Genomic DNA, 21,943 nt, shown 5'->3' with positions numbered 1-21,943 from the left:
AACCCTAGGAACTCGATGAAGCGCTGGCCCATCCGTGGCGCCGAGCATGCCGTGGCATCCCCTGTCGTCAGCGGCGTGCTGGCGGGCATCGGCACATCGCACCTGGCGGCCAGCTACCTCATCGCCATGCATGGCGTGCTGCCGGTGACCTTCTGTACCGTGTTCGCGGTTAGCGCGACCGGCCGCATCGAAACCGTTTCAGCCGCCAGCACCTACGGCAACACCGCGGAGCGCACCGCCGAGCGCTATGTGGCCCAGCGCTTCGACCTGCTCGATCCCAACATGGCCTGGCTTGCCGCGCGCAAGCTGCCGAAGCGCCCGCAACTCTGGCTCGGCCACCAGCACGCCGAGGAGGTGGCCGACCCTGCCTACCGCGCGGCCTGCTATGGCGATGTCGGCATCCGCGAGCGCGCTTCGGTGCTGCTCCTGCTGCCGACCGGGCAGCGCGCAGCGGTGAGTTTCTACCGCAGCCTCGCACAGCCCGACTTCGGCCCGACGGATTTCAGCTTGCTGGAGACGCACGCCGCGCTGCTGGCGGACGCCACCGCCGCGCACGGCCGCATCGCCGTTGCGGCGCGCGAGGCGGTGGAGCCAACCCTGGCGTCGCGACTCCTGGGCCTGAGCCTGCGCGAACGCGAAGTGATCGGCCATCTCCTGGCGGGCAAGACCGCCAAGGAGGCGGCGCGCGAGATCGGCATCGAACTCACCACCGTGCGGACGCATCAGTACCGCGCGTTTCGGCGGCTGGGGATCGGAAGCCTGAAAGACCTGTTGCGCGGCGTCCGTGAGTAGCGCGCTACTTGACCGCCCCGGGCGCCACCACTTCCTGATCGATCGCGCCGAAGACCGTCTGCCCGTCCTTCCCCTTCATCTCGATCCGGATGGTGTCGCCGTACTTCATGAACTCGGTGCTGGGCTGGCCGTCCTGGATGGTCTCGATGCAGCGCTTCTCGGCGATGCAGCTGTAGCCCTTGGGCCATTCCATGCGTCCGCCCTTCTGCTCGTAACCCTTGTTGCTCACCGTGCCGCTGCCGACGATGCTGCCGGCGCGCACGTTGCGCGTCTTGGCGATGTGCGCCACGAGCTGGCCGAAGTGGAAGGTCATCTCGTCGCCTGCGTCGCACATGCCGACCTTGCGGCCGTTCCAGGTGCTTTGCAGGGTGAGGTGCACGCGGCCGCCCTGCCAGGCATCGCCCAGCTCGTCGATCGTGACGGCCACGGGGCTGAACGCCGTGGCGGGCTTGCTCTGGAAGAAGCCGAAGCCCTTGGCCAGCTCGGCCGGGATCAGGTTGCGCAGGCTCACGTCGTTGGCGAGCATCACGAGGCGAATGCCATCCAGCGCCTGGGCGGGCGTGGCACCCATCCGCACGTCGCCGGTGATGACGGCGATCTCGGCCTCGAAGTCGATGCCGAAGGCTTCGCTGGCGACCACGACCGGGTCGCAGGGGCCGATGAAGTCGTCGCTGCCGCCCTGGTACATCAGCGGGTCGACGTAGAAGCTGTCGGGCACTTCGGCGTTGCGCGCCTTGCGCACCAGTTCCACGTGATTGATGTAGGCCGAGCCGTCGGCCCACTGGTAGGCGCGCGGCAGCGGCGCCATGCATTGGACGGGGTCGAAAGGAAAGGCGTGGCGGGCGCGCCCGGCATTGAGTCCGTCGTACAGATCCTGCAGCTGCGGGCTCATGAAGCCCCAGTCGTCGAGCACCTGCTGCATGCGGCTGGCGATGCCGGTGGCGTAGTGGGCGCTGGCGAGATCGCGCGAGACGACGACGAGCTGGCCGTCGCGCGAACCGTCTTTGAGGGTGGCGAGTTTCATGGTGGCGGCGGATGCCGGCGCGGCATCGCTACTAAACTGGTTGGACGGGCGGCAGTGTACCGAGATGAACCTCGCGGGCGTCGCCTGATCCACCTCTGATGCCGACGCTTGCTCCCCCCGCCCTTCCCGACGCCCCGCGCCTGCCGTGGCGGGCGCTGGCGTTGCTGACGGTGGCGGTGGTGGCCGCGCATCTGGCCGTGCTGGGTCTCGCGCCGTTGACCGTCGGGTCCAGGCCCCCGCCGCCAATCAGCAAATTCACCACGCGGACCATCGTCGTCGCACCTCCGCCGGCGGCAGCGCCATCGCAGCCGGCGCAGGCACCTGCGGCAGTTGCCAAGCCGCCTGCTGCACCTGCGCGCCCTCGCCCGGTGGCCCGGCCTCATCCGGAGGCGCCGGCGCCTGAAGCCCCGCCGCCCCACGACACCGCCGCACAGGACCTCATCTCGCAGAACGCCATCGACGAGGGCAGCACGGACGCGCCGGCGACTGACGCCGCGCAAGCCGGAACGCCAGCTCCGGAATCCTCCGACAGCGCCGCATCGGCCGCCAACGACGCAGCCGCCGCCAACATGCCCGGCGCGGTTCCGCTGCGCATCCCCGGCTCCGTGCGCCTCGCCTTTGCCGCCACCGCCCAGCAGGGAACCACACCGATGTCGGGCGTCTTCGGCGAGCTGGTCTGGCTGCAGGACGGGGAGCACTACGACGCGCGCTTGTCGCTGAAATTCCTGTTCAAGACCATCCGCAGCTGGCAGAGCAACGGCGGCATCGGCAAGACCGGCATCGAGCCGCTGCGCTATGCGGACAAGCGCAAGACCGAAGTCGCCTCGCATTTCGCGCGGGACCAGGGCCTGGTGGTCTTCAGCAACAACACGCCGAGCGTGATGCTCCTGGCGGGCGCGCAGGACCGGCTGAGCGTATTGATGCAACTGGGCGCCCTGCTGGCCGGAGACCCGCCGCGCTACCCGCCGGGGTCGGTGATCGCCGTCCAGACGGTCGGCCCGCGCGATGCCGAAATCTGGACCTTCCACGTTGGCGAGGAGGAGCAGCTGAGCGTGCCCGCCGGCAATTTCACCGTACGGAAACTCACCCGGAACCCGCGCCTCCCCTTCGACGACAAGGTGGAAGTCTGGCTGGCGCCCGAGTTGGGCTACCTCCCCGTGCGCCTCAAGCTCACCCAGGCCGGCGGCGACTTCGCCGATATGCAATTGCGTGAACAAGTGCCGTTACGGCCCGCTAACTAGCAACTAGCATTGGAGAAACAAAAAGATACAGCCAAGTGCCTACAACGCAACGATCGATATTGAAACTGGCGCGTTGATTGCTATCTAACCACCATGAACGCCATCGACATCCTCACAGGACCCGAAATGCAAATGCTCTACGACTCCGACTCGTTCGTCGTCGTGCACGTGCAGCCGACGGAAGGCGAAGCGCCCGTGGCGCCCCACCTGCCCGTGCTGGCGCGCCACGGCTTCGAGATCGTCGACAAGCGCTCGGGTAAAGAGGTTTACCTCGATGGCTCATGGGCAGAACTCTTCCAGCAGCAGATTGCCGCGTGGCAGATCAATACACCCACGCAGGAAGAAGTCGAGGACACCCTCGAGGGCTACGCCGAGCTGGCGCACACGCCCGTTCTGGTTCACTGAGCGCCGCGGCGCTCCCGGCGAAACAGCCACCCATACAGCGGGCCGACGATCAGCAGCACGGCCACCAAGCGGCAGACCTGGAATGCCGTGACCACCGGCACGCCGAGTTGAAGCACCTTCGCGGTGATCGACATCTCGGCGATGCCTCCCGGTGAAGTTCCCAGGATCATCGTGGCGGGATGCAGGCCCGTCATCCGCGACAAGCCCCATGCGAACGCGCCGCACAGCGCGATCAACCCCAGTGTCCCGACCGCCACCGTCGCCATCCAGCGCGGCGCCGTCTGCAGGAACTCCCGGCTGAAACGGGCCCCGAGGCTCACGGCGATCACCAGTTGCGCCGCATTCGACAGCCAGGTGGGTATGCCCGACACCTGCTGCCCGGCCATGGTGAGCCCCATCGCCACCAGCAAGGGCCCCATGAACCAGGGGTTGGTGCGCCCCGTCGCGCGCAGGGCGAGGCCGCCGATGCCGGTCGCCATCGCCAGCAGGACCAGCCCGCCCCCGTGCACCTCGCGGGTGCTGGACGCATTGATCACAAGACCGTGCATGCCGCTCCACTGCATCCCGAACGGGACCAGGATCGTCACCAGCACCACCCGCAGGCTGTGCGCGGCAGCCACCAGGTCCGTCCGGGCGCCGGCGCGTTCCGCCAGCAAGGTCATTTCCGATGCACCGCCGATCGCACCCGAGAAGTAAGTCGTGGCTCTCATGGAGCGCACCGGAATGTGCGGCATGCGCTCCACATGCAGGCGATGCAGCCAGAGCCCGAACACCCAGCCCATGACCAGCGCCCAGGCGATGGCCAACGCGATCGCCCACCACACGCTCGCGACCAGCGAAACCACCTGCGGCGTGAAATAGAGTCCGAGCGCGACGCCGATGACCCACTGCCCCGCGTTGCGCAACGGGGTATGGCTCGCGGTCGGCACTCCGGCGATGGACGCGATGGACACCGCGAGCAGCGGACCGATCATCCAGGGCAGCGGCGTATGCAGCACCACGCACACGCTGGCCGCCACGAATGCGAGCAGGAGCGTGGCAAGAACACGAATCGGAAAACGGGAGGACACGGACAGGAAGAATCGGAATGAGACCACGGCGTAGCGCCGAGGTCGGGGCATTAGTATGGCTGCATGCTTTTTCGACGCGCTTTCACCCTGTCCTGCATGGCGCCCTTGCTCGGCGCCGCGATGCTCTCCGGCTGCGCCGCGCCCACTGCCGATTCACCGATCGATCGCCGCGTCGCCGTGCTGCTGCCGGTCGACGCATTGCTGCTGGGCGAACAGCACGACGCATCCGAACACCAGGTGATCGAGCGCGAAACCGTCCAGGCGCTGGCCGGACGCGGCCGGCTGGCCGCGCTGGCGATCGAGATGGCGGAGGAAGGCAACAGCACCGCCCATCTGCCGGCCGATGCGAGCGAAGCGCAGGTCCAGGCCGCGCTGAGCTGGAACGACAAGGGGTGGCCCTGGGCCGCCTACGGACCCGTGGTGATGGCGGCGGTGCGCGCAGGCGTGCCCGTGGTCGGCGCCAACCTCGAGCGTGCCCACATGAAGGACGCGATGTCCGACGTATCGCTCGACGCGCAGTTGAACGACGACTCCCGCGCCACGCAGCGCGAGGCTGTCCGCAGCGGCCACTGCAACCTGCTGCCCGAATCGCAGGTCATCCCGATGACCCGCATCCAGGTCGCCCGCGACCGCGCGATGGCGCAAGCGGTCGTCAAGGCGAAGCAGCCGGGCAAGACCGTGCTGCTGGTGAGCGGTGCCGGCCACAGCAACAAGCGGCTGGGCGTGCCGCAGCACCTGCCGACCGATGTGTCGGTGAAGGTGGTGCGGATGCGGGCCGGGGCGGCGGATGCCACCGACGGCGCCTTCGACGTCGTCTGGGCGACTCCAGCGCTGCCCGAGAAGGACTACTGCGCCGGCGTCAAGCGAACTTCTTGATCGAGTCGGCCAGCGTGTTGACCAAGGTGTCGATGTGCGACTTCTCGACGATGTACGGCGGCGCGATCACCAGCACGTCGCCCGCCGGCCGCACCAGCGCACCCTTGTGATAGCAGTCCAGGAAGACGTCGTAGGCGCGCTTGCCCGGTGACCCGGCGATCGGCGCGAGTTCGACCGCCGCCGCAAGCCCCAGGCTGCGAATGCCGACGACGTTCGGTAGCCCCTTGAAGGTGCTGTGGAAAGCATCGCCCAGCACCTTGCCCATCTCGCCGGCGCGCGAGAAAAGCTGTTCCTTCTGGAACAGTTCCAGCGTCGCGATCGCGGCCGCGCAAGCCACCGGGTGGCCCGAATAGGTGTAGCCGTGGAAGAATTCGACGACGTGCTCCGGCGCCGAGGTGTTCATCATCTCGTCGTAGAGCTTGTCGCGGCAGATCACGCCGCCCAGCGGAATCACGCCGTTGGTCACGCACTTGGCGAAGTTCAGCATGTCGGGCACCACGCCGTAGTAGTCCGACGCGAAGTTGGTGCCCATGCGCCCGAAGCCGGTGATGACCTCGTCGAAGATCAGCAGGATGCCGTGCTTGTCGCAGATCTCGCGCAGCTTCTGCAGATAGCCCTTGGGCGGCACGTACCAGCCGGCCGAGCCCGCGATGGGCTCGACGATGATCGCCGCCACGTTGCTCGGGTCGTGCAGCGGCAGGATGCGCTGCTCCAGGTCGGCCAGCGGATCCTCGGCCCACACCGGCTCCTGGTTGTGGATGTAGGCGTGGTTCGCCGGGTCGTGGATGAAGCGCATGTGGTCCACGCGCGGCAGGAAGGCCGAGCCGAACACCTTGCGGTTGCCCGGAATGCCGCCCACCGACATGCCGCCGAAGCCGACGCCGTGGTAGCCCTTCTCGCGGCCGATGAAGAGATTGCGATGGCCTTCGCCGCGCGCGCGGTGGTAGGCCAGCGCGACCTTCAGCGAGGTGTCGGCCGCTTCGCTGCCCGAATTGCAGAACAGCACCTTGTTGAGGTCGCCAGGCGCCATTGCCGCGATCATCTCGGCGGCCTTGAATGCCTGGTCGTTGCTGACCTGGAAGGCCGTCGCGTAGTCAAGCGTGTCGAGCTGCTTCTTGATCGCCTCGTTGATGGGCTTGCGGTTATGGCCCGCACCCACGCACCACAGCGAGGAGATCCCGTCGATCACCTTGCGCCCGTCGTGCGTGGTGAACTCCATCCCGTCCGCGGCCACGAAGACCCGCGGGTCCTTCTTGAAGTGGCGGTTGGGGGTGAAGGGCAACCACTGGTTGTCCATGCTGAAGTCGTTGAAGGCCATGAATCGCTCCTGCGGGTTCGTTCTTGCTGGGAAAGGGCATTTTGGCACCGGCGACGCCCGCCGATGGGCCTGCGACAATGGCCGCCCTTATGAATCCCGCGTACATCCTCACCCTTTCCTGCCCCGACCGCACCGGCATCGTCCATGCCGTTTCCGGCTTCCTGCTCGAGCGCGGCGGCAATATCGAAGAAGCGGCGCAGTACAACGACCACGGCACGGGCCTGTTCTTCATGCGCGTGCGCTTCGCGTGCGACCAGAGCGAAACCGCCCTGCGCGAGCAGATCGCCGACCTCGCCTCGAAGTTCGGCATGCGCTGGAAGCTGCATGCAGCCGCCGAGCCGATGAAGACCGTCATCCTGGTCAGCAAGGAAGGCCACTGCCTCAACGACCTGCTGTTCCGCTGGAAGAGCGGCCTGCTGGCCATCGACGTGCGCGCCATCATCTCGAACCACCGCGACTTCTATCAGCTCGCCGCCAGCTACAACGTGCCCTTCCACCACATCCCGGTGACGGCGGCGACCAAGGCGCAGGGCGAGGCGAAGCAGCTGGAGATCATCGAGGCCGAAGGCGCCGAACTGGTCGTGCTGGCGCGCTACATGCAGATCCTGAGCAACGACCTCTGCACCCAGCTCGCGGGCCGCGCCATCAACATCCACCACTCCTTCCTGCCCAGCTTCAAGGGCGCCAAGCCCTACTACCAGGCGCATGACCGGGGCGTGAAGCTGATCGGCGCCACCGCCCACTACGTGACGGCGGACCTCGACGAAGGCCCGATCATCGAGCAGGACGTGGAGCGCGCAGACCACACCGACACGGTCGAGGACCTGACCGCACGCGGCCGCGACACCGAGAGCCAGGTGCTGGCACGCGCCGTCAAGTGGCACAGCGAGCACCGCGTGCTGCTGAACGGCCACCGGACGGTGGTCTTCCGCTAAGCCGGTCCGCTCAGTCGGCCTTGATGTTGTTCGCCCGGATCGGCGCCGTCGACGATCAAGACGTACACAATGGCGGCATGAACACTGAGACGGTCGAACCCCCGGTCGCTTCGCCCTCCCGCACGGAGCTTCGAGCCAGGGTCGTGAGTGCCTTGCGGGCCCGGCTGCCATCGCATGCGGTGCTGTCCAACGACGAGGACACCACGCCCTACGAATGCGACGGCCTCACCGCCTACCGGCAACGGCCCCTGGTGGTCGCGCTGCCTGAGGACGAGGCGCAGGTGCAGGCCGTGCTCAAGGCCTGCCATGCGCTCGGCGTGCCGGTCGTGGCGCGCGGCGCGGGCACCGGGCTGTCGGGCGGCGCGATGCCGAATGCCGTGGGCGTGACGCTCTCGCTCGCCAAGTTCAACCGCATCCTCAAGGTCGACCCGGTCAGCCGCACGGCGGTCGTGCAATGCGGCGTTCGCAATCTCGCGATCAGCGAGGCGGCGGCCCCCTTCGGCCTCTACTACGCGCCCGACCCTTCGAGCCAGATCGCCTGCACCATCGGCGGCAACGTCGCAGAGAACTCGGGCGGCGTGCACTGCCTGAAGTACGGGCTGACCCTGCACAACGTGCTGCGCGTGCGAGGCTTCACCGCCGAGGGCGACCCGATCGAGTTCGGCAGCGAGGCGCTCGACTGCGCGGGCCTCGACCTGCTGGCGCTGGTGATCGGCAGCGAAGGCATGCTGGCGGTGACGACCGAAGTCACGGTCAAGCTCGTGCCCAAGCCGCAACTGGCGCGCTGCATCATGGCCAGCTTCGACGACGTGCGCAAAGCCGGCGACGCCGTGGCTGCGGTGATCGCCGCCGGCATCATCCCCGCGGGCCTGGAGATGATGGACAAGCCGATGACCGCCGCGGTCGAGGACTTCGTGCGCGCGGGCTACGACCTCGACGCGGCCGCGATCCTGCTGTGCGAATCCGACGGCACGCCCGAGGAGGTCGAGGAGGAGATCGGCCGCATGACCGACGTGCTTCGCGGCTGCGGCGCCACCGCCATCGCGGTGAGCGAGAACGAGGACGAGCGCCTCAAGTTCTGGAGCGGCCGCAAGAACGCCTTCCCGGCCTCAGGCCGCATCAGCCCCGACTACATGTGCCTGGACTCGACCATCCCGCGCAAGCGCCTGGCCGACATCCTGCTCGCTATCCAGGAGATGGAGAAGAAGTACAACTTGCGCTGCTGCAACGTGTTCCACGCGGGCGACGGCAACCTGCACCCGCTGGTGCTGTTCGATGCCAACGACCCCGACGAATTGCACCGCTGCGAACTCTTCGGTGCGGACATCCTGGAGACCAGCGTCGCCATGGGCGGCACCGTTTCGGGCGAGCACGGCGTGGGCGTCGAGAAGCTCAACAGCATGTGCGTGCAATTCACCGCCGCCGAGAACGAGCAGATGTTCGGCGTCAAGCGCGCCTTCGATCCAGCAGGCTTGCTGAACCCCGGCAAGGTCATCCCCACGCTGCAACGCTGTGCGGAGTACGGCAAGCAGGTGTTCCGTGGCGGACAGGCACAGCCCTTCGCCGACCTCCCCCGCTTCTGAAAGGTCTCACTCGATGAATGGCTTGCGCGGCATGGCCTGGTTGCTGGTGTTCCAGTCGGTAGGGGAACTGCTTTCGAGGGGTCTTTCTCTTCCCTTGCCCGGCCCGGTGCTCGGGATGATGCTCATGCTTGCGGGCCTTCGCTTCGAAGTCGTGCGCAAACCGGTGGCCGAATGCGCGACCTTTCTGCTCACGCATCTCTCGCTGCTCTTCGTGCCGGTCGGCGTGGGCGTGATGACGCACCTCGCGCTGCTCGGCCAGTACGGCGGGCGCATGCTGGTCATCATCGCGCTGTCGACGTGGATCGGACTGGCCGTCACTGCGCTGGTGCTCTACTGGCCCGACCGCAAGCGCGAGGCCTGACCGCATGCCACGCTTCGTCGAACTCTGGATCTATCTTTCCGCGACGCCGCTGTTCGGGCTCACCGCCACGCTGGTGGTGTACCTGCTCGCGAACGCGGCATACACGAGGGCCGGCGGCGCGCCCTGGGCCAATCCGGTGCTCTGGTCGGTGGTCGTGCTGGCGAGCGGCCTGCTGCTCACGCACGTGGACTACCAGACCTACTTTGCCGGCGCGCAGTTCATTCACTTCCTGCTCGGCCCGGCCGTCGTCGCGCTCGCGTGGCCGCTGTGGCAGCGTCGCGCGGAGTTGCGTGCGCGCTTCGGGAGGCTGCTGCTCGCGTCATTGCTCGGCGGCGCGGCGGCGGGCGGCTCGGCCGTGGCGCTGGGATGGGCCATGGGCCTGCCGCATGACGTGGTGCTGTCGCTCGCGCCGAAGTCGGTGACGGCGCCGGTCGCGATGGGCATCGCGGAGAAGATCGGCGGCATCCCGGCACTCTCGGCGGTGTTCGCGGTGCTCACCGGCATGATCGGCGCGCTGTCGGGCAAATACCTTTTCGACGCGCTTCGCATCGGCACCAGTGCGCAAGGCTATGCGGCGCGCGGCTTCGGCCTTGGCACCGCCGCGCACGGCATCGGCGCTGCGCGGGCGCTTCATGTCAACGCGGATGCCGGCGCCTATGCCGGTCTCGCGCTAGGCATGCAGGTGGTGCTGGCGGCACTGCTGATGCCGCTGGTGTTCAAGCTCTTCTGAGCCGATCCATTGAAAAAGCCGGCCCATGCATGACGCATGGCCGGCTTTTATTTCAGGAGCGCGAAGCGTCCGGATTACAGCGCGAGTGCATTGCCGCGTGCAGCCGCACGGGCTTCGGCACGCACGGCGTCGCGGTTCACGGTGCTGGCGATGATCGGTGCCACGCCTGCGGTTGCGCCTTCGGCATACGGATCGGCACTGTGCGCTGCGGCCACGGCCTGGTTGCGGATGGTGGCGCGATCGGCGGTGCTCGCGACGATGGCCGGAGCGCCCGATTCGGCGCCGTCAGCGTAAGGGTTGGCGCTGTGCGCGGCAGCCACGGCTTCGGCATTCACAGTGGCGCGGCTGTTGGCCGACACCAGGGGATGCACGCCTTCATAGGTTTCTGCTTGGGCGCCGGCTGCGGCGAGGAGCGTGAGGGCGGCGGCGGCGATGATCTTCGAGGTCTTCATTTGGATGTCCTTTGACTTGCTTTGGATGATGTCGAACCGGTCTTGGGTGGGTGCCGCCCCTTGGTTGGGGCGGCCACCTCGCTCGGTGCCCTGTTCACCCAGAACTGGCTTGCTGTCGCTGTTCTGTGAAAAGAATTGTGCGCCTGAAATCTAGGTAATTACCCTAGGCTTCCCGAACAACCCCGTTCACGAAACTGAAACAGTCAGGACTTCCACCTCGATATCGCCTCAGGCCGAAACTCAGCTTCGCGAGGGATTGTTCGGCTTCCGGTCGTACCGGTTCGGCACGCCGTCGTGATCGTTATCCCAGCGGCCGGCCTGGTATTCCCAGTGACCACCACGCTCTTGCCATTGCGGGGCGCGGTAGGCATAGCCTTCCCTTGCGCGCATCCAGTTGCCGCGGTTCCAGACATAGCGGCCATGGTTCCACTCGTAATGGCCGGGAGCCCAGACGTAGCCCGGACGCGGCGGCGGAACGCGCTCATAGCGCGCCGGCGGCGGTGCCACCCGGACCGAGACCACGGCCTGTGCCTGTGCCACGGTCGGCGCCATCACGGCGCCCAGAGACAACAGGGAAGCGGCGCCCATCGCGAAAGTGACTGCAAGTTTTTTCATGGGTAACTCCTTTGAGTTGTTGGAAGCTTCATCCTCCCTGCCCCATGTGAACTCCTTGTAAGCCGCGAGCGAAGTGTTGTGTAGAGCTGTGTCGACCCTTCTTGCGGCGCCTTACCAGGTGTCGACGTACGCCGTGGCCGGCCGCTGGGCAGCTGCGGACGAAGCGAGCCCTCGCACCAGCCATGCGCGTGTGTCGGCAGGATCGATCACCGCGTCGATCTCCAGCGTCTGCGCCATGTGGATCGCCTCGCCGTTGGCGTACTGCTGCGCGACCAGCTTCTTGAACAGCGCATCGCGCTCGGCACCCTCGGCTGCGGCTTCGAGTTCCTTGCGAAAGCCCAGACGCACCGCGCCTTCGAGCCCCATCGCGCCGAACTCGCCCGTGGGCCATGCCACGGTGAACACCGGCGCATCGAAGCCGCCCGCCGTCATCGCCTGCGCGCCGAGCCCGTAGCCCTTGCGCAGCACCACCGCGAAGTACGGCACTCGCAGGTGCGATGCGACCATGAACATGCGGCACACATGGCGCACCTGCGCCTGCGCCTCGATCTCGGGGCCGACCATGAAGCCCGGCGTGTCGCAGAGCGACACCAGCGGCAGGCCGTGCGCGTTGCAGAGCTGCATGAAGCGCGCGGCCTTGTCGGCAGCCTCCACGTCGATCGCGCCGCCGAGATGGTGCGGGTTGTTCGCGAGCAGGCCCACAGGCTTGCCTTCGATGCGGGCCAGCGCCGTCACGATGCCGGCGCCGAAGCCCGCGCGCAGTTCGAGCATCGAGCCCGTGTCGACGACGCCCCGCATCGCGGCGCGCACGTCGTAGACGCGCAGCCGGTTCTCGGGCACCGCGTGCCGCAAGGCGCGCTGGTCGGCACATTCCCAATCCGTCGTCGGTCCCTGGAAGTACGAGATGTACTGTTTGGCGGCAGCGACGGCATGCGCCTCGTCCTTCACGAGGATGTCGATCACGCCATTGCGCGACTGCACGCTGCTGGGGCCGATCTGCTCCGGCGCAAAGGTGCCGAGGCCGCCGCCCTCGATCATCGCCGGGCCGCTCATGCCGATGTTGCTGGCCTCGGTCGCGATGATCACGTCCGTGCAACCCAGCAGCGCCGCGTTGCCCGCGAAGCAGCGCCCATGCACGATGCCGACCACCGGCACCTTGCCCGACAGCGCCGCGAACTGGCTGAAGGTGTGGTTGTTGAGTCCCGCGACGATCGGCATGTCGGTATCGCCGGGCCGGCCGCCGCCGCCTTCGGCGAACAGCACCACCGGCAATTGCAGCTGGTGCGCGATGCCCAGCATGCGATCGGTCTTGTGATGGTTGCGCATGCCCTGCGTGCCCGCGAGCACGGTGTAGTCGTAGGACATGACCACGCAGCGCGACTTCTCGGGGCCGAACTGCTTCGCGTTGATGCTGCCGATGCCGGTCACCATGCCGTCGGCCGGCGTGTTGGCGATCAGATCCTCCAGCGTGCGGCGGCGAGTCTGCGCGGCGATGGCGAGCGCGCCGTATTCAGTGAAGTTGCCGGGATCGTCGGCCAGTTCGCACAGGTCGGCGATGTTGGCGCGTGCGGTGCGGCCGCCCTGCGCGTTGCGCTTAGCCACCGCAGCGGGCCGGTTCGCATCGAGCGTCGGGGCGTGGCGGTCGATGACCTTCTGGAGATCGGGGCGGATCTCGTCGAGGTCACGTTCGGCATGCGCCTCGGCTTCGACCGCGTGCGCGTCGACCGCCTCCAGCTTCACCAGCGACTGCCCTTCGACCAGATAGTCGCCGGGCTGCGCCATCAAGGCGACCACGCGACCCGCGGCCGGCGCATGCAGCAGATGCTCCATCTTCATCGCTTCGAGCACCCCGAGCTGCGCCCCCGCCGGCACGATGTCGCCGACATCCACTTCGAGCTGCACCAGCTTGGCGGGCATCGGCGCCTTGACGACGAGTCCGTCCTCGTCGTCCTGCGATGCTGCCGGTGCCTCGCTCCGGAATGCGGAGGGTCGGGCGACCTTCAACGCCGCGTCGTCGATGTGCGCGGCAGCCGCCAGCAGATCGGCGAGATGCGCCTCCACGAAGCGCGTATGCACCGCCTGCGTCTCGAACTCGGGCCGCGTGCCGATCGCACGCAGCAATGCCAGGTTGGTCGCGATGCCGTCGATGTGGCATTCCTCCAGCGCGCGCAGCGAACGCCGCACCACGTCCGCGAAGCGCGGCGACGACGAATGAACGATCAACTTGGCCAGCAGCGTGTCGTAATGCGGCGAGGGTGCGAGGCCCGCGTAGCCGTGCGAGTCGACACGCACACCCGGCCCCGCCGGCAGGTCGAAGCGCGCCAGCGACCCGCCCGAAGGCCGTGCATTGCCTTGCGCATCCAGAGTCTCGGCATTGATGCGCCACTGCACCGCGAAGCCGCGCTGCGCCGCAGTGCGTTGCGTGTCGATGCCCAGGTCCGCCAGCGTCTGGCCGTTCGCGACGCCGATCTGGAGCTGGACGAGGTCCAGCCCCGTGACGGCCTCCGTCACCGTGTGCTCGACCTGCAGGCGCGGATTGGCCTCGATGAACACGTAGGGCAGCGTCGTCGAATGTTCGTCGACCAGGAATTCGAAAGTGCCCAGGCTTTGATAGCCCACGGCCTTTGCCATGCGCAGCGCCGCTTGCGTGACCTGCTCGCGCAGCGCGTCGGGCAACGAAGGACTCGGCGCGATCTCGACCAGCTTCTGGAAGCGCCGCTGCAACGTGCACTCGCGCTCGCCAAGGCTCGCCACCGCATGACCGTCGCCCAACACCTGCACTTCGATGTGCCGCGCATTGCGCATCAGGCGCTCGACGTAGACGCCTTCGACGCCAAAGGCCGCCTTGGCTTCGGACATGCAGCGCGCGTGCGCTTCGGGCAGGTCGGCCGCGTTCAGCACGGCCCGCATGCCGCGCCCGCCGCCACCGCCGATGGCCTTGACCATCACGCCGGCACCTTCTGCCTGCTGCACGGCGAAGAATGCCTGCGCCTCGGCCAGGGTCACCGCACCGGCGCTGCCCGGCATCACCGGCACATCGCACTTCTGGGCGAGCGCACGCGCACGCGCCTTGTCGCCGAACAGCGCAAGCTGCTCCGGCGTCGGGCCGATGAAGCGCAGGCCCGCATCCGCGCAGGCCTGCGCGAAGTCGGCACGCTCGCTCAGGAAGCCATAGCCAGGGTGCACCGCATCGCATCCGTGATCGCGTGCAATCGCAATGAGCGCTGCCGTGTCGAGGTAAGCGGAAGGGCCGGTCGCGTCTAGCGCGACGGCCGTATCGGCCAACTGCACGTGCAGGGCGGCGGCATCGTCCTTCGCATGGACGGCAACGCTCGCGATGCCGAGATCGCGCAGCGCGCGCACCAGCCGCACCGCGATCTCGCCGCGGTTGGCAATCAGGACCTTCTTCATCATCCGTTCAATCTTTCAAAAGGCGGCGCAGTACCTTGCCGGCGCCGGTGGTGGGCAGTGCGTCGATGAAGCGCACCGCGCGCGGCGCCTTGTAGCTGGCCATGTTCTCGCGCGACCAGGCGACCAATGCATCGGCATCGAGTTCGGCGCCCGGCTTCCTCACGATGAAGGCCTTGACCACCTCGCCCTTGTCCGCATCGGGCTGCGCAATGACCGCGGCCTGCGCCACGGCGGGATGCTTGATGAGGATGGTCTCCACTTCCTCGGGGAACACGCTGTAGCCCGAGACCTTGATCATTTCCTTGAAGCGGCCGATGAAGGTGAGGTAGCCGTCAGCATCCAGCTTGCCCATGTCGCCGGTGTGCACCCAGCCATTGCGCAGGGTTGCGGCAGTGGCTTCGGGCTTGTTCCAGTAGCCCTTAAAGGAGCCCGCGCTCGTGAGCACGATCTCGCCCACCTCGCCCACCGGCTTGTCCTCGCCCGTGTCGGTGTCGATGATGCGGATCGTCACGCCCGGCACCGCGATGCCCTGCGTTCCCCAGCGCGGCGCATGGTGCGGGGTGTAGGTATCGCAGGTGTGTGTCTCGCTGAGGCCGTAGGCCGCTTCGAAGGAGCTGCAGTTGTTCGCGAAGCCACGCCATTGCTGCGCCAGCGGCTCGGTGAAGGTGATGCCGAAGCTCGTGACGGGGTTCATGCGCAGGCTCGACAGATCGAAGCCCGCGATGCCTTCCACCTGCATGCAGGCCACGTTCATCGGTGCGATGCTGTACCACCAGCTCACCTTGTAGCGGTCGATCGCCTGCAGCGCGGCGCGGGGCTCGAAGCGATGCAGCAGCACCGAGGTCGCGCCGGTGAACACCGGCACGTTGACGCCCATCAGCATGCCGGCGATGTGATAGAGCGGCGCGATCGACAACAGCACGTCGCTGCCGGTCACGCCATTGCAATCGGCGGCGGCGCGCGTCTTGAAGAGCGCGTTGCCGTAGCTCAGCATCGCGCCCTTGGGCAAGCCAGTGGTGCCGGAGGTGTAGGTCATCAACGCCACGTCGTCGAGGGAGACTTCGACCGGCGTCGGGCGCTGGCCGGTCTTCGTGACGGCCAGGAAGTCTTCGCAATCCGAGGGCACGTTGCGTGGTTCGCGCTGCGCTGCGGCGAGATCGGCGGGCATGTCGATCGTCGTCGTCGCCGGCAGCAGGTCGGCGTAGTGCACGACGAACACGTGTTCGAGCGCGCTCGCCGCGCGAACCTTGTCGACCACCGGCATCAGCGACGAGGCGGCGACGATCACGCGCGCCTTCAGGTCATTGACCTGGTAGGCCAGCTCATGCTCCTTGTTGAGCGGGCCGCTCGGGCACACGATGGCACCGATCTTCTGGATGCCGTAGTGGGCCGCCAGGTACTGCGGGCAGTTGTTGAGGAAGAGCACCACCGGATCACCCTTGCGCACGCCGATGGCCTGCAGCCTGGCAGCGAAGGCATCGCTGGCGGCGTCCAGCTCGGCGTAGCTGAGGGATCGTCCGTACCAGACGCAGGCCGGATGGTCGCCCCGCTCGCGCGCATGCGTGCGCAGGTACTCGTGCAGCGGTTGCTGGGGGCGGTCGGGAAGCTGGGTTGTCTCCATGGCGTCACTCTCACAGGGTTATCGATAGGGCTGGCCGCTTGCCATCGCCGCATGGTGCACCAACAATCCTACCCATGGGTATAACTTCGGCGACACCGCACAAACCCTCTGGGCTCGGCGATACGCACTTCACGAGGACCGATCTGCCGCAAGGCACGGGCCGCCAGCGCGCAGCCACGGCCGGCACCGACGTGCAGCGGGAGCGCATCCTGCAGGCCGCCGCACAGCTCTTCGCGGCACAGGGCTACGCCAACACGACGATGGCGCAGATCGTGCGCGCGCTCGATGCCACGAAGCCCTTCGTCTACTACTACTTCCGCGACAAGCAGGAGATCTTCGAGACCCTGTCGTGGCGCCCGGCGGTCGACTGCTTCACCGCGATGGACTTCGCCGCCGGCGACACGCGCCCCGCGGTGGAGAAGGTCAAGGAAGGCATCGAGCGGCTGATCCGCGCGACAGTGGCGCACCATCCTTGCGCCTTCTTTGCCTACAAGGAGCCGCAGGTCTACCGCCCGGAGTACCTCGACGCGCAGAAGAAGCTCGCGCATCACTTCTACGACCAGCTCTTTCCGCTGCTCGAAGAGGCACGGCGCGATGGCGACCTGGACTTCGGCGAAACCAAGATCACGGCCTTTGCCGCTCTGAGCCTGCCGGGCTTCCTCTACAGCTGGTATCGGCCCGACGGCCGCCTCTCGCCCGACGAAGTGGTGGCCGAGTTGTCGCGCCTGGCCTGGCGCGTGCTGGGCCTGCGCGAGCGCGGCAGCTGAGCGCCGCCCATCCTTCATCCCTCCCCTCACCCTTACGGAGACAGTCCATGAAGTTCCCCAGCCTGCTCGCGCCCGTCGCGGCCGCCGTCCTCCTCTCGGCCGGTGCCGCTCACGCCCAGCAGACCTACAAGATCGCCTACATCGACCCGCTCTCCGGCCCCTTCGCGAACGTGGGCGAGCTGATGCTCACGCACACGCAATACGCCATCGAGGACATCAACGCCAAGGGCGGCGTGCTCGGCGGCACCAAGCTCCAGTTGCTGCAGTTCGACAGCAAGCTCTCGGCACAGGAGAGCCAGAGCGCGCTGCAGGCGGCCATCGACCAGGGCGCGCGTGCCATCGTCACGGGCGGCTCCGGCTCGTCGGTGGTGAGTGCGCTGGTGCAGGCAGTGAACCGCTGGAACCAGCGCAACCCCGGCAAGGAACTGCTGGTGCTGAACCATTCGTCGATCGACCCCGAGCTCACGGGCAAGTCGTGCAGCTTCTGGCACTTCCAGACCGATGCGAACACGGCGATGAAGATGAAGGCGATCGCCAACTACATCAAGAAGACGCCGGACGTGAAGAAGGTGTACCTGCTCAACCAGGACTACGCCCACGGCAAGCAATGGGCCACCTACGGCCGGCAACTGGTCGGCCTCGCGCGGCCCGACATCCAGTTCGTCGGCGAGACGCTGCACCCCATCGGCAAGGTGAAGGACTTCGCTCCCTACCTCGCCAACGTCAAGCAGTCGGGCGCCGACTCGGTGATCACCGGCAACTGGGGCCAGGACATGACCCTGCTGCTCAAGGCAGCGGGCGACGCGGGCTACAACCTGCGCTACTTCAACCACAGCGCGGGCGCGGTGCCGGGCACGGTGCTCGCCGTGTCGCAGGCCAAGACCGGCCAGTTGACCTGGGTCGCCGAATGGCATCCCGGCCAGGCCGATTCGCCCAAGGTCGATGCCCTCGCGAAGAGCTACAAGGCCAAGACCGGCAAGGACTTCCTCGCGCCGCGCATCGACATGACGCCGCGCCTGCTGGCCGCCGCCATCAACAAGGCCGGCAGCACCGACACGCCCAAGGTGGCCCTCGCACTCGAGGACCTGAGCTTCGACTCCGTGGTCGGCCCGGTCCGCATGCGTGCCGAAGACCATCAGCTGCTGCTGCCGCAGGTGGTCAACACCATCGCGCCGGTCGACGGCAAGACGGTGAAGGTCGGCTGGGAAGGCACGAACTACGGCTTCCGAACCGACGCGATCTACACCGGCAACGAACTCGCGCAAGGCACGGACTGCAAGATGCCGCGTCCCTGATAAGGGAATACCCCGGCCTGCCGCCCCCCTCTGCCGTCGAGATACTGCGGGACCCGCACCCGCGGTCCGCAATCGGCACGAGCAAGGGGCATGACCATGGCAGGCAAGAACGCGCTGTATCCGATTCCGCATCCGGCGAAGAAGCCCTTCGTCGGCAACATCCTGTCGATCGGGTCCGAATCGCCCGTGCTGGACATGTGGCGGATCGCGCAGGAGCTCGGCGCCATCTACTGGCTCGACATGCCGGGCATGCCGGTGATCGTGGTGTCGTCCGCCGCACTGGCCGACGAGCTGTGCGACGAGAAGCGCTTCGACAAGAGCACCAAGGGCACGCTGCGCCGGCTGCGCGCGCTGTCGCACGGGCTCTTCACCTCAGACACACACGAGTCGACCTGGTCGAAGCCGCACAACATCCTGCTGGCGAACTTCAGCCAGCGCGCGATGCAGGCCTACCACCCGATGATGCTGGACATCGCGGAGCAGCTGGTGACCAAGTGGGAGCGGCTGAACTTCGACGAGGAGATCGACGTGGTGCGCGACATGACGGCGCTCACGCTCGACACCATCGGCCTGTGCGGCTTCGGTTACCGCTTCAATTCCTTCTACCGCGAGGGCTTCCATCCTTTCGTGGATGCGATGGTGCGCACGCTGGAGACGGTGCAGAACCGGCGCGGCATTCCGCTGGAGGAGTTCATGCTCAAGAAGGAGCTGGCCCAGCAGCGCAAGGACGTGCGCTACATGCACAAGATGGTGGAGGACATCGTGCGCGAGCGGCGCGAGAGCGGCGCCGACATCGCGACCAAGCCCGACCTGCTGAGCTACATGATCGCCGGCGTCGACAAGAAGACCGGCGAGCGGCTGGACGACCGGCAGATCCGCGACGAGTGCATCGAGTTCCTGATCGCGGGGCATGAGACGACGAGCGGGCTGCTGTCCTTTGCCATCTATTTCCTGCTGAACAACCCCGAAGCGATGGCCAAGGCGCAGGCCGAGGTCGACAACGTGCTGGGGCCCGACCCTTCGGTGAAGCCGACCTATGCGCAGGTGAACCGGCTGACCTACATGCTGCAGGTGCTGAAGGAATCGCTGCGCATGTTCCCGACCGCACCGGCGATCGCGTTGGCCGCGAGGGAGGACACGACGATCGGCGGGCAGTTCACGATCAAGCGGCGCAACATGGTGATCCTGCATGCGCTGGCGCTGCACCGCGACAAGGCGGTGTGGGGCGAGGACGCCGACCGGTTCAACCCCGACCACTTCAGCCGCGAGGCCGAGCGGGAGCGGCCGGTCAATGCCTTCAAGCCTTTCGGCAACGGGCAGCGTGCGTGCATCGGGCGGCAGTTTGCGCTGCAGGAGGCGGTGCTGACGCTGGGGATGATCCTGCAGCGCTTCACGCTGGTCGATCACACGGCCTACCAGCTCAAGATCAAGGAAGCGCTGACGATCAAGCCGGAAGGCTTCAGGATCAAGGCGGTGCTGCGCGACCCTGCGACGCGGTCGCGCAGCGAAGGAGCGGTGCAACCGGCGCAGGCCACTGCGGAGAAGCCGGCGGTTGCCAGGCCGCATGCCGCGCGTCACGGCACTTCGCTGCTGGTGCTGCAGGGCTCCAATCTGGGCACGGCAGAGGATCTGGCCCGCCAGTTGGCCGAGGCTGGCGAGATGCGCGGCTTCTCGACCCAGCTCGCCTCGCTCGACGACTATGCCGAGCGCCTGCCTGCCAGTGGTGCGGTCGCGATCGTCTGCGCGTCGTACAACGGCGCGGCGCCCGACAACGCGGCGGAGTTCCATCGCTGGCTCGACAAGGCGGACGATTCGCTCAACGGCGTGCGCTTCACGGTCTTCGGCTGCGGCAATACCGATTGGGCGTCGACCTATCAATCGGTGCCGCGCCGCATCGACGAGCGTCTGGCCGCACTCGGCGCGACACGCGTGCATCCGCGTGGCGAGGGTGATGCGCGCGAGGACATGGACGGCGCCTTCCAGGACTGGAGCGATGCGCTGTGGCCGACGCTGGCGTCTGCCTTCGACCTCAAGCTGGGCGCGGACACGCCCGCGCAAAGCGAGCCGCTCTACACGCTGGAAGAGCTGCCGCCGCCGCAGAAGAACGCCCTGGTCGACGCGCTCGGCGCAGTGCCGATGCGCGTGATCGAGAACCGGGAGTTGCAGAGCACGGGCAGTGATGCCGGTGAAGCGCGGTCGACGCGTCATGTCGAATTGCAGTTGCCGGAAGGCGTCAGCTACCGTGCCGGGGACCATCTGAGCGTGGTGCCGCGCAACGGCCCGGCGCAGGTGGAGCGTGCGATGGCACGATTCGGCTTCGATCGCAATGCGCATGTGCGGCTGCATGCGGCGACGGGGCGCAAGGCGGCATTGCCGGTCGATGAAGTGATCGCTGTGGATCGCCTGCTGGGGGACTATGTGGAGCTGCAGGACGTTGCCACGCGCAAGCAGATCGCGCAGCTTGCAGCGCACACGGAGTGTCCTTTCACGAAGCCGAAGCTCGTGGCGCTGTCGGGCGCGGACGAGAGTTCGGCGCAGCTCTACAAGAGCGAGGTGTTGCAGAAGCGCAAGTCGGTTCTCGATCTGCTGGAGGAGTTTCCGGCTTGCCAGTTGCCGTTCGCGCAGTTCCTCGAAATGCTGTCGCCGCTCACGCCGCGCTATTACTCGATCTCTTCGTCACCGGTGGTCAATGGAGGACGTTGCAGCGTGACGGTGGGGGTGGTGACAGGTCCTGCGCGTTCGGGGCTTGGGCAGTTCGAAGGCGTCTGCTCCAACTTCCTCTCGCGCGCGCAGGCCGGCGAGATGGTGCATGGGGTGGTGCGGGAAACTACGGCGGAGGGCTTCCGCCTGCCGGACGATCCGGCGCGCCCGGTCATCATGGTGGGGCCGGGCACGGGGCTCGCGCCCTTCCGGGGGTTTCTGCAGGAACGCGCCGCGATGATCGCGAACGGCACGGCACCGGGCGAGGCCATGCTCTTCTTCGGATGCCGTCACCCGGAGCAGGATTTCATCTACGCCGACGAACTCAAGGGCTGGGCGGGAAGCGGGGTGACGCAACTCCACACTGCGTTCTCGCGTGCGGGCGAGCGGAAGGTCTATGTGCAGGACTTGATTCGCGAACACGGGGCGCATGTCTGGCGGCTTCTTGACGACGGTGCGATCGTCTATGTGTGCGGGGATGGGTCGCGCATGGAGCCTGATGTGCGGCGTGCACTCTCGGATATTGCGCGGGAGCACGGGCAGGATGGGGCCGCTTGGATGGACGGGATGATTTCTGCGAAGCGGTATGTGTTGGATGTTTGGGCGGGGGCTTAGGGGGATCGTGCCCTTTGGTGGGGGCGCCCGGTAGGCGGTGCGGGCCGGTCGACCCCGCTACACCGGCCCTTCGGGCTGCCCTGCAGTGCTCGCTTCAGGCGGGGTCCGCGCAAACTCGCTTCGCTCAAACAC

At 67.2% G+C, this 21,943-nt stretch carries 18 protein-coding genes; 11 read left to right on the top strand and 7 right to left on the bottom strand.

All coding sequences use genetic code 11. The features are described 5' to 3' along the window. Positions 1-15 precede the first annotated feature (15 nt). Positions 16-792, top strand: coding sequence for a helix-turn-helix domain-containing protein (locus QTH90_RS28190; RefSeq protein WP_286667889.1), 777 nt, complete (start codon positions 16-18; stop codon positions 790-792). A gap of 4 nt (positions 793-796) precedes the next feature. Here QTH90_RS28190 and QTH90_RS28185 read toward each other — a convergent pair whose 3' ends face one another. Continuing rightward, complete coding sequence (locus tag QTH90_RS28185; protein ID WP_286667888.1) at positions 797-1,816, bottom strand: fumarylacetoacetate hydrolase family protein; 1,020 nt, start codon at positions 1,814-1,816, stop codon at positions 797-799. 98 nt (positions 1,817-1,914) lie between these two features. On the opposite strand from QTH90_RS28185, the gene QTH90_RS28180 reads away from it, so the two are divergent. Both QTH90_RS28180 and QTH90_RS28175 read left to right on the top strand, forming a co-directional pair. Further along, positions 1,915-3,057 (top strand): DUF3108 domain-containing protein, encoded by a 1,143-nt coding sequence (locus QTH90_RS28180; protein ID WP_286667887.1) that lies wholly within the window; start codon positions 1,915-1,917, stop codon positions 3,055-3,057. 93 nt (positions 3,058-3,150) lie between these two features. Then, complete coding sequence (locus QTH90_RS28175; RefSeq protein WP_286667886.1) at positions 3,151-3,462, top strand: BTH_I0359 family protein; 312 nt, start codon at positions 3,151-3,153, stop codon at positions 3,460-3,462. Here QTH90_RS28175 and QTH90_RS28170 read toward each other — a convergent pair. Further along, positions 3,456-4,532 (bottom strand): AbrB family transcriptional regulator, encoded by a 1,077-nt coding sequence (locus QTH90_RS28170; RefSeq protein WP_286667969.1) that lies wholly within the window; start codon positions 4,530-4,532, stop codon positions 3,456-3,458. The two genes, QTH90_RS28175 and QTH90_RS28170, sit on opposite strands and share 7 nt — an antisense overlap. 63 nt (positions 4,533-4,595) lie before the next feature. On the opposite strand from QTH90_RS28170, the gene QTH90_RS28165 reads away from it, so the two are divergent. Then, complete coding sequence (locus QTH90_RS28165) at positions 4,596-5,408, top strand: ChaN family lipoprotein (RefSeq protein WP_286667885.1); 813 nt, start codon at positions 4,596-4,598, stop codon at positions 5,406-5,408. On the opposite strand, the gene aptA is transcribed toward QTH90_RS28165, so the two are convergent. Further along, positions 5,392-6,726: an omega-aminotransferase AptA gene (aptA, locus tag QTH90_RS28160; protein ID WP_286667884.1), complete on the bottom strand. Its 1,335-nt coding sequence runs from the start codon at positions 6,724-6,726 to the stop codon at positions 5,392-5,394. The genes QTH90_RS28165 and aptA overlap by 17 nt on opposite strands. Positions 6,727-6,815: 89 nt before the next feature. On the opposite strand from aptA, the gene purU reads away from it, so the two are divergent. The 4 genes from purU (at position 6,816) to QTH90_RS28140 (ending at position 10,335) form a co-directional block, all read left to right on the top strand. Then, entirely contained in the window at positions 6,816-7,661 is an 846-nt protein-coding gene (purU, locus tag QTH90_RS28155) for a formyltetrahydrofolate deformylase (RefSeq protein WP_286667883.1), read from the top strand. Positions 7,662-7,738: 77 nt separating this feature from the next. Beyond that, positions 7,739-9,244: an FAD-linked oxidase C-terminal domain-containing protein gene (locus QTH90_RS28150; RefSeq protein ID WP_286667882.1), complete on the top strand. Its 1,506-nt coding sequence runs from the start codon at positions 7,739-7,741 to the stop codon at positions 9,242-9,244. A 13-nt stretch (positions 9,245-9,257) separates the two neighbouring features. Next, a complete protein-coding gene (locus tag QTH90_RS28145) occupies positions 9,258-9,605 on the top strand; it encodes a CidA/LrgA family protein (protein WP_286667881.1) in 348 nt (115 codons plus the stop codon). Positions 9,606-9,609: 4 nt separating this feature from the next. Next, positions 9,610-10,335: an LrgB family protein gene (locus QTH90_RS28140; RefSeq protein ID WP_286667880.1), complete on the top strand. Its 726-nt coding sequence runs from the start codon at positions 9,610-9,612 to the stop codon at positions 10,333-10,335. A 74-nt stretch (positions 10,336-10,409) separates the two neighbouring features. On the opposite strand, the gene QTH90_RS28135 is transcribed toward QTH90_RS28140, so the two are convergent. The 4 genes from QTH90_RS28135 to QTH90_RS28120 all read right to left on the bottom strand — a co-directional run bounded on the left by QTH90_RS28135 (position 10,410) and on the right by QTH90_RS28120 (position 16,434). Next, positions 10,410-10,787 (bottom strand): helicase SNF2, encoded by a 378-nt coding sequence (locus QTH90_RS28135; protein ID WP_286667879.1) that lies wholly within the window; start codon positions 10,785-10,787, stop codon positions 10,410-10,412. Positions 10,788-11,027: 240 nt separating this feature from the next. Continuing rightward, a complete protein-coding gene (locus QTH90_RS28130) occupies positions 11,028-11,402 on the bottom strand; it encodes a YXWGXW repeat-containing protein (RefSeq protein ID WP_286667878.1) in 375 nt (124 codons plus the stop codon). Between the two features lie 111 nt (positions 11,403-11,513). After that, positions 11,514-14,816, bottom strand: coding sequence for a carboxyl transferase domain-containing protein (locus QTH90_RS28125; protein WP_286667877.1), 3,303 nt, complete (start codon positions 14,814-14,816; stop codon positions 11,514-11,516). A 4-nt stretch (positions 14,817-14,820) separates the two neighbouring features. Continuing rightward, the gene (locus QTH90_RS28120) at positions 14,821-16,434 is read right to left on the bottom strand and encodes an AMP-binding protein (protein ID WP_286667876.1); all 1,614 of its coding nucleotides are present in this window, start codon (positions 16,432-16,434) and stop codon (positions 14,821-14,823) included. Between the two features lie 74 nt (positions 16,435-16,508). Between QTH90_RS28120 and QTH90_RS28115 the strand changes: the two genes are divergently transcribed. The 3 genes from QTH90_RS28115 (at position 16,509) to QTH90_RS28105 (ending at position 21,811) form a co-directional block, all read left to right on the top strand. Beyond that, a complete protein-coding gene (locus tag QTH90_RS28115) occupies positions 16,509-17,201 on the top strand; it encodes a TetR/AcrR family transcriptional regulator (RefSeq protein WP_286667875.1) in 693 nt (230 codons plus the stop codon). Positions 17,202-17,248: 47 nt separating this feature from the next. Continuing rightward, complete coding sequence (locus QTH90_RS28110) at positions 17,249-18,496, top strand: branched-chain amino acid ABC transporter substrate-binding protein (protein ID WP_286667874.1); 1,248 nt, start codon at positions 17,249-17,251, stop codon at positions 18,494-18,496. A gap of 90 nt (positions 18,497-18,586) precedes the next feature. Further along, positions 18,587-21,811 carry a bifunctional cytochrome P450/NADPH--P450 reductase gene (locus QTH90_RS28105; RefSeq protein WP_286667873.1) on the top strand — a complete coding sequence of 1,075 codons (3,225 nt, stop codon included), beginning with the start codon at positions 18,587-18,589 and terminating at the stop codon, positions 21,809-21,811. Positions 21,812-21,943 lie beyond the last annotated feature (132 nt).

The organism is Variovorax flavidus, from assembly GCF_030317145.1.
GTDB classification, from domain to species: domain Bacteria; phylum Pseudomonadota; class Gammaproteobacteria; order Burkholderiales; family Burkholderiaceae_C; genus Variovorax; species Variovorax flavidus.
Note: the sequence above shows the minus strand (reverse complement) of the source record. Positions and strands in the feature narration are given on the sequence as shown.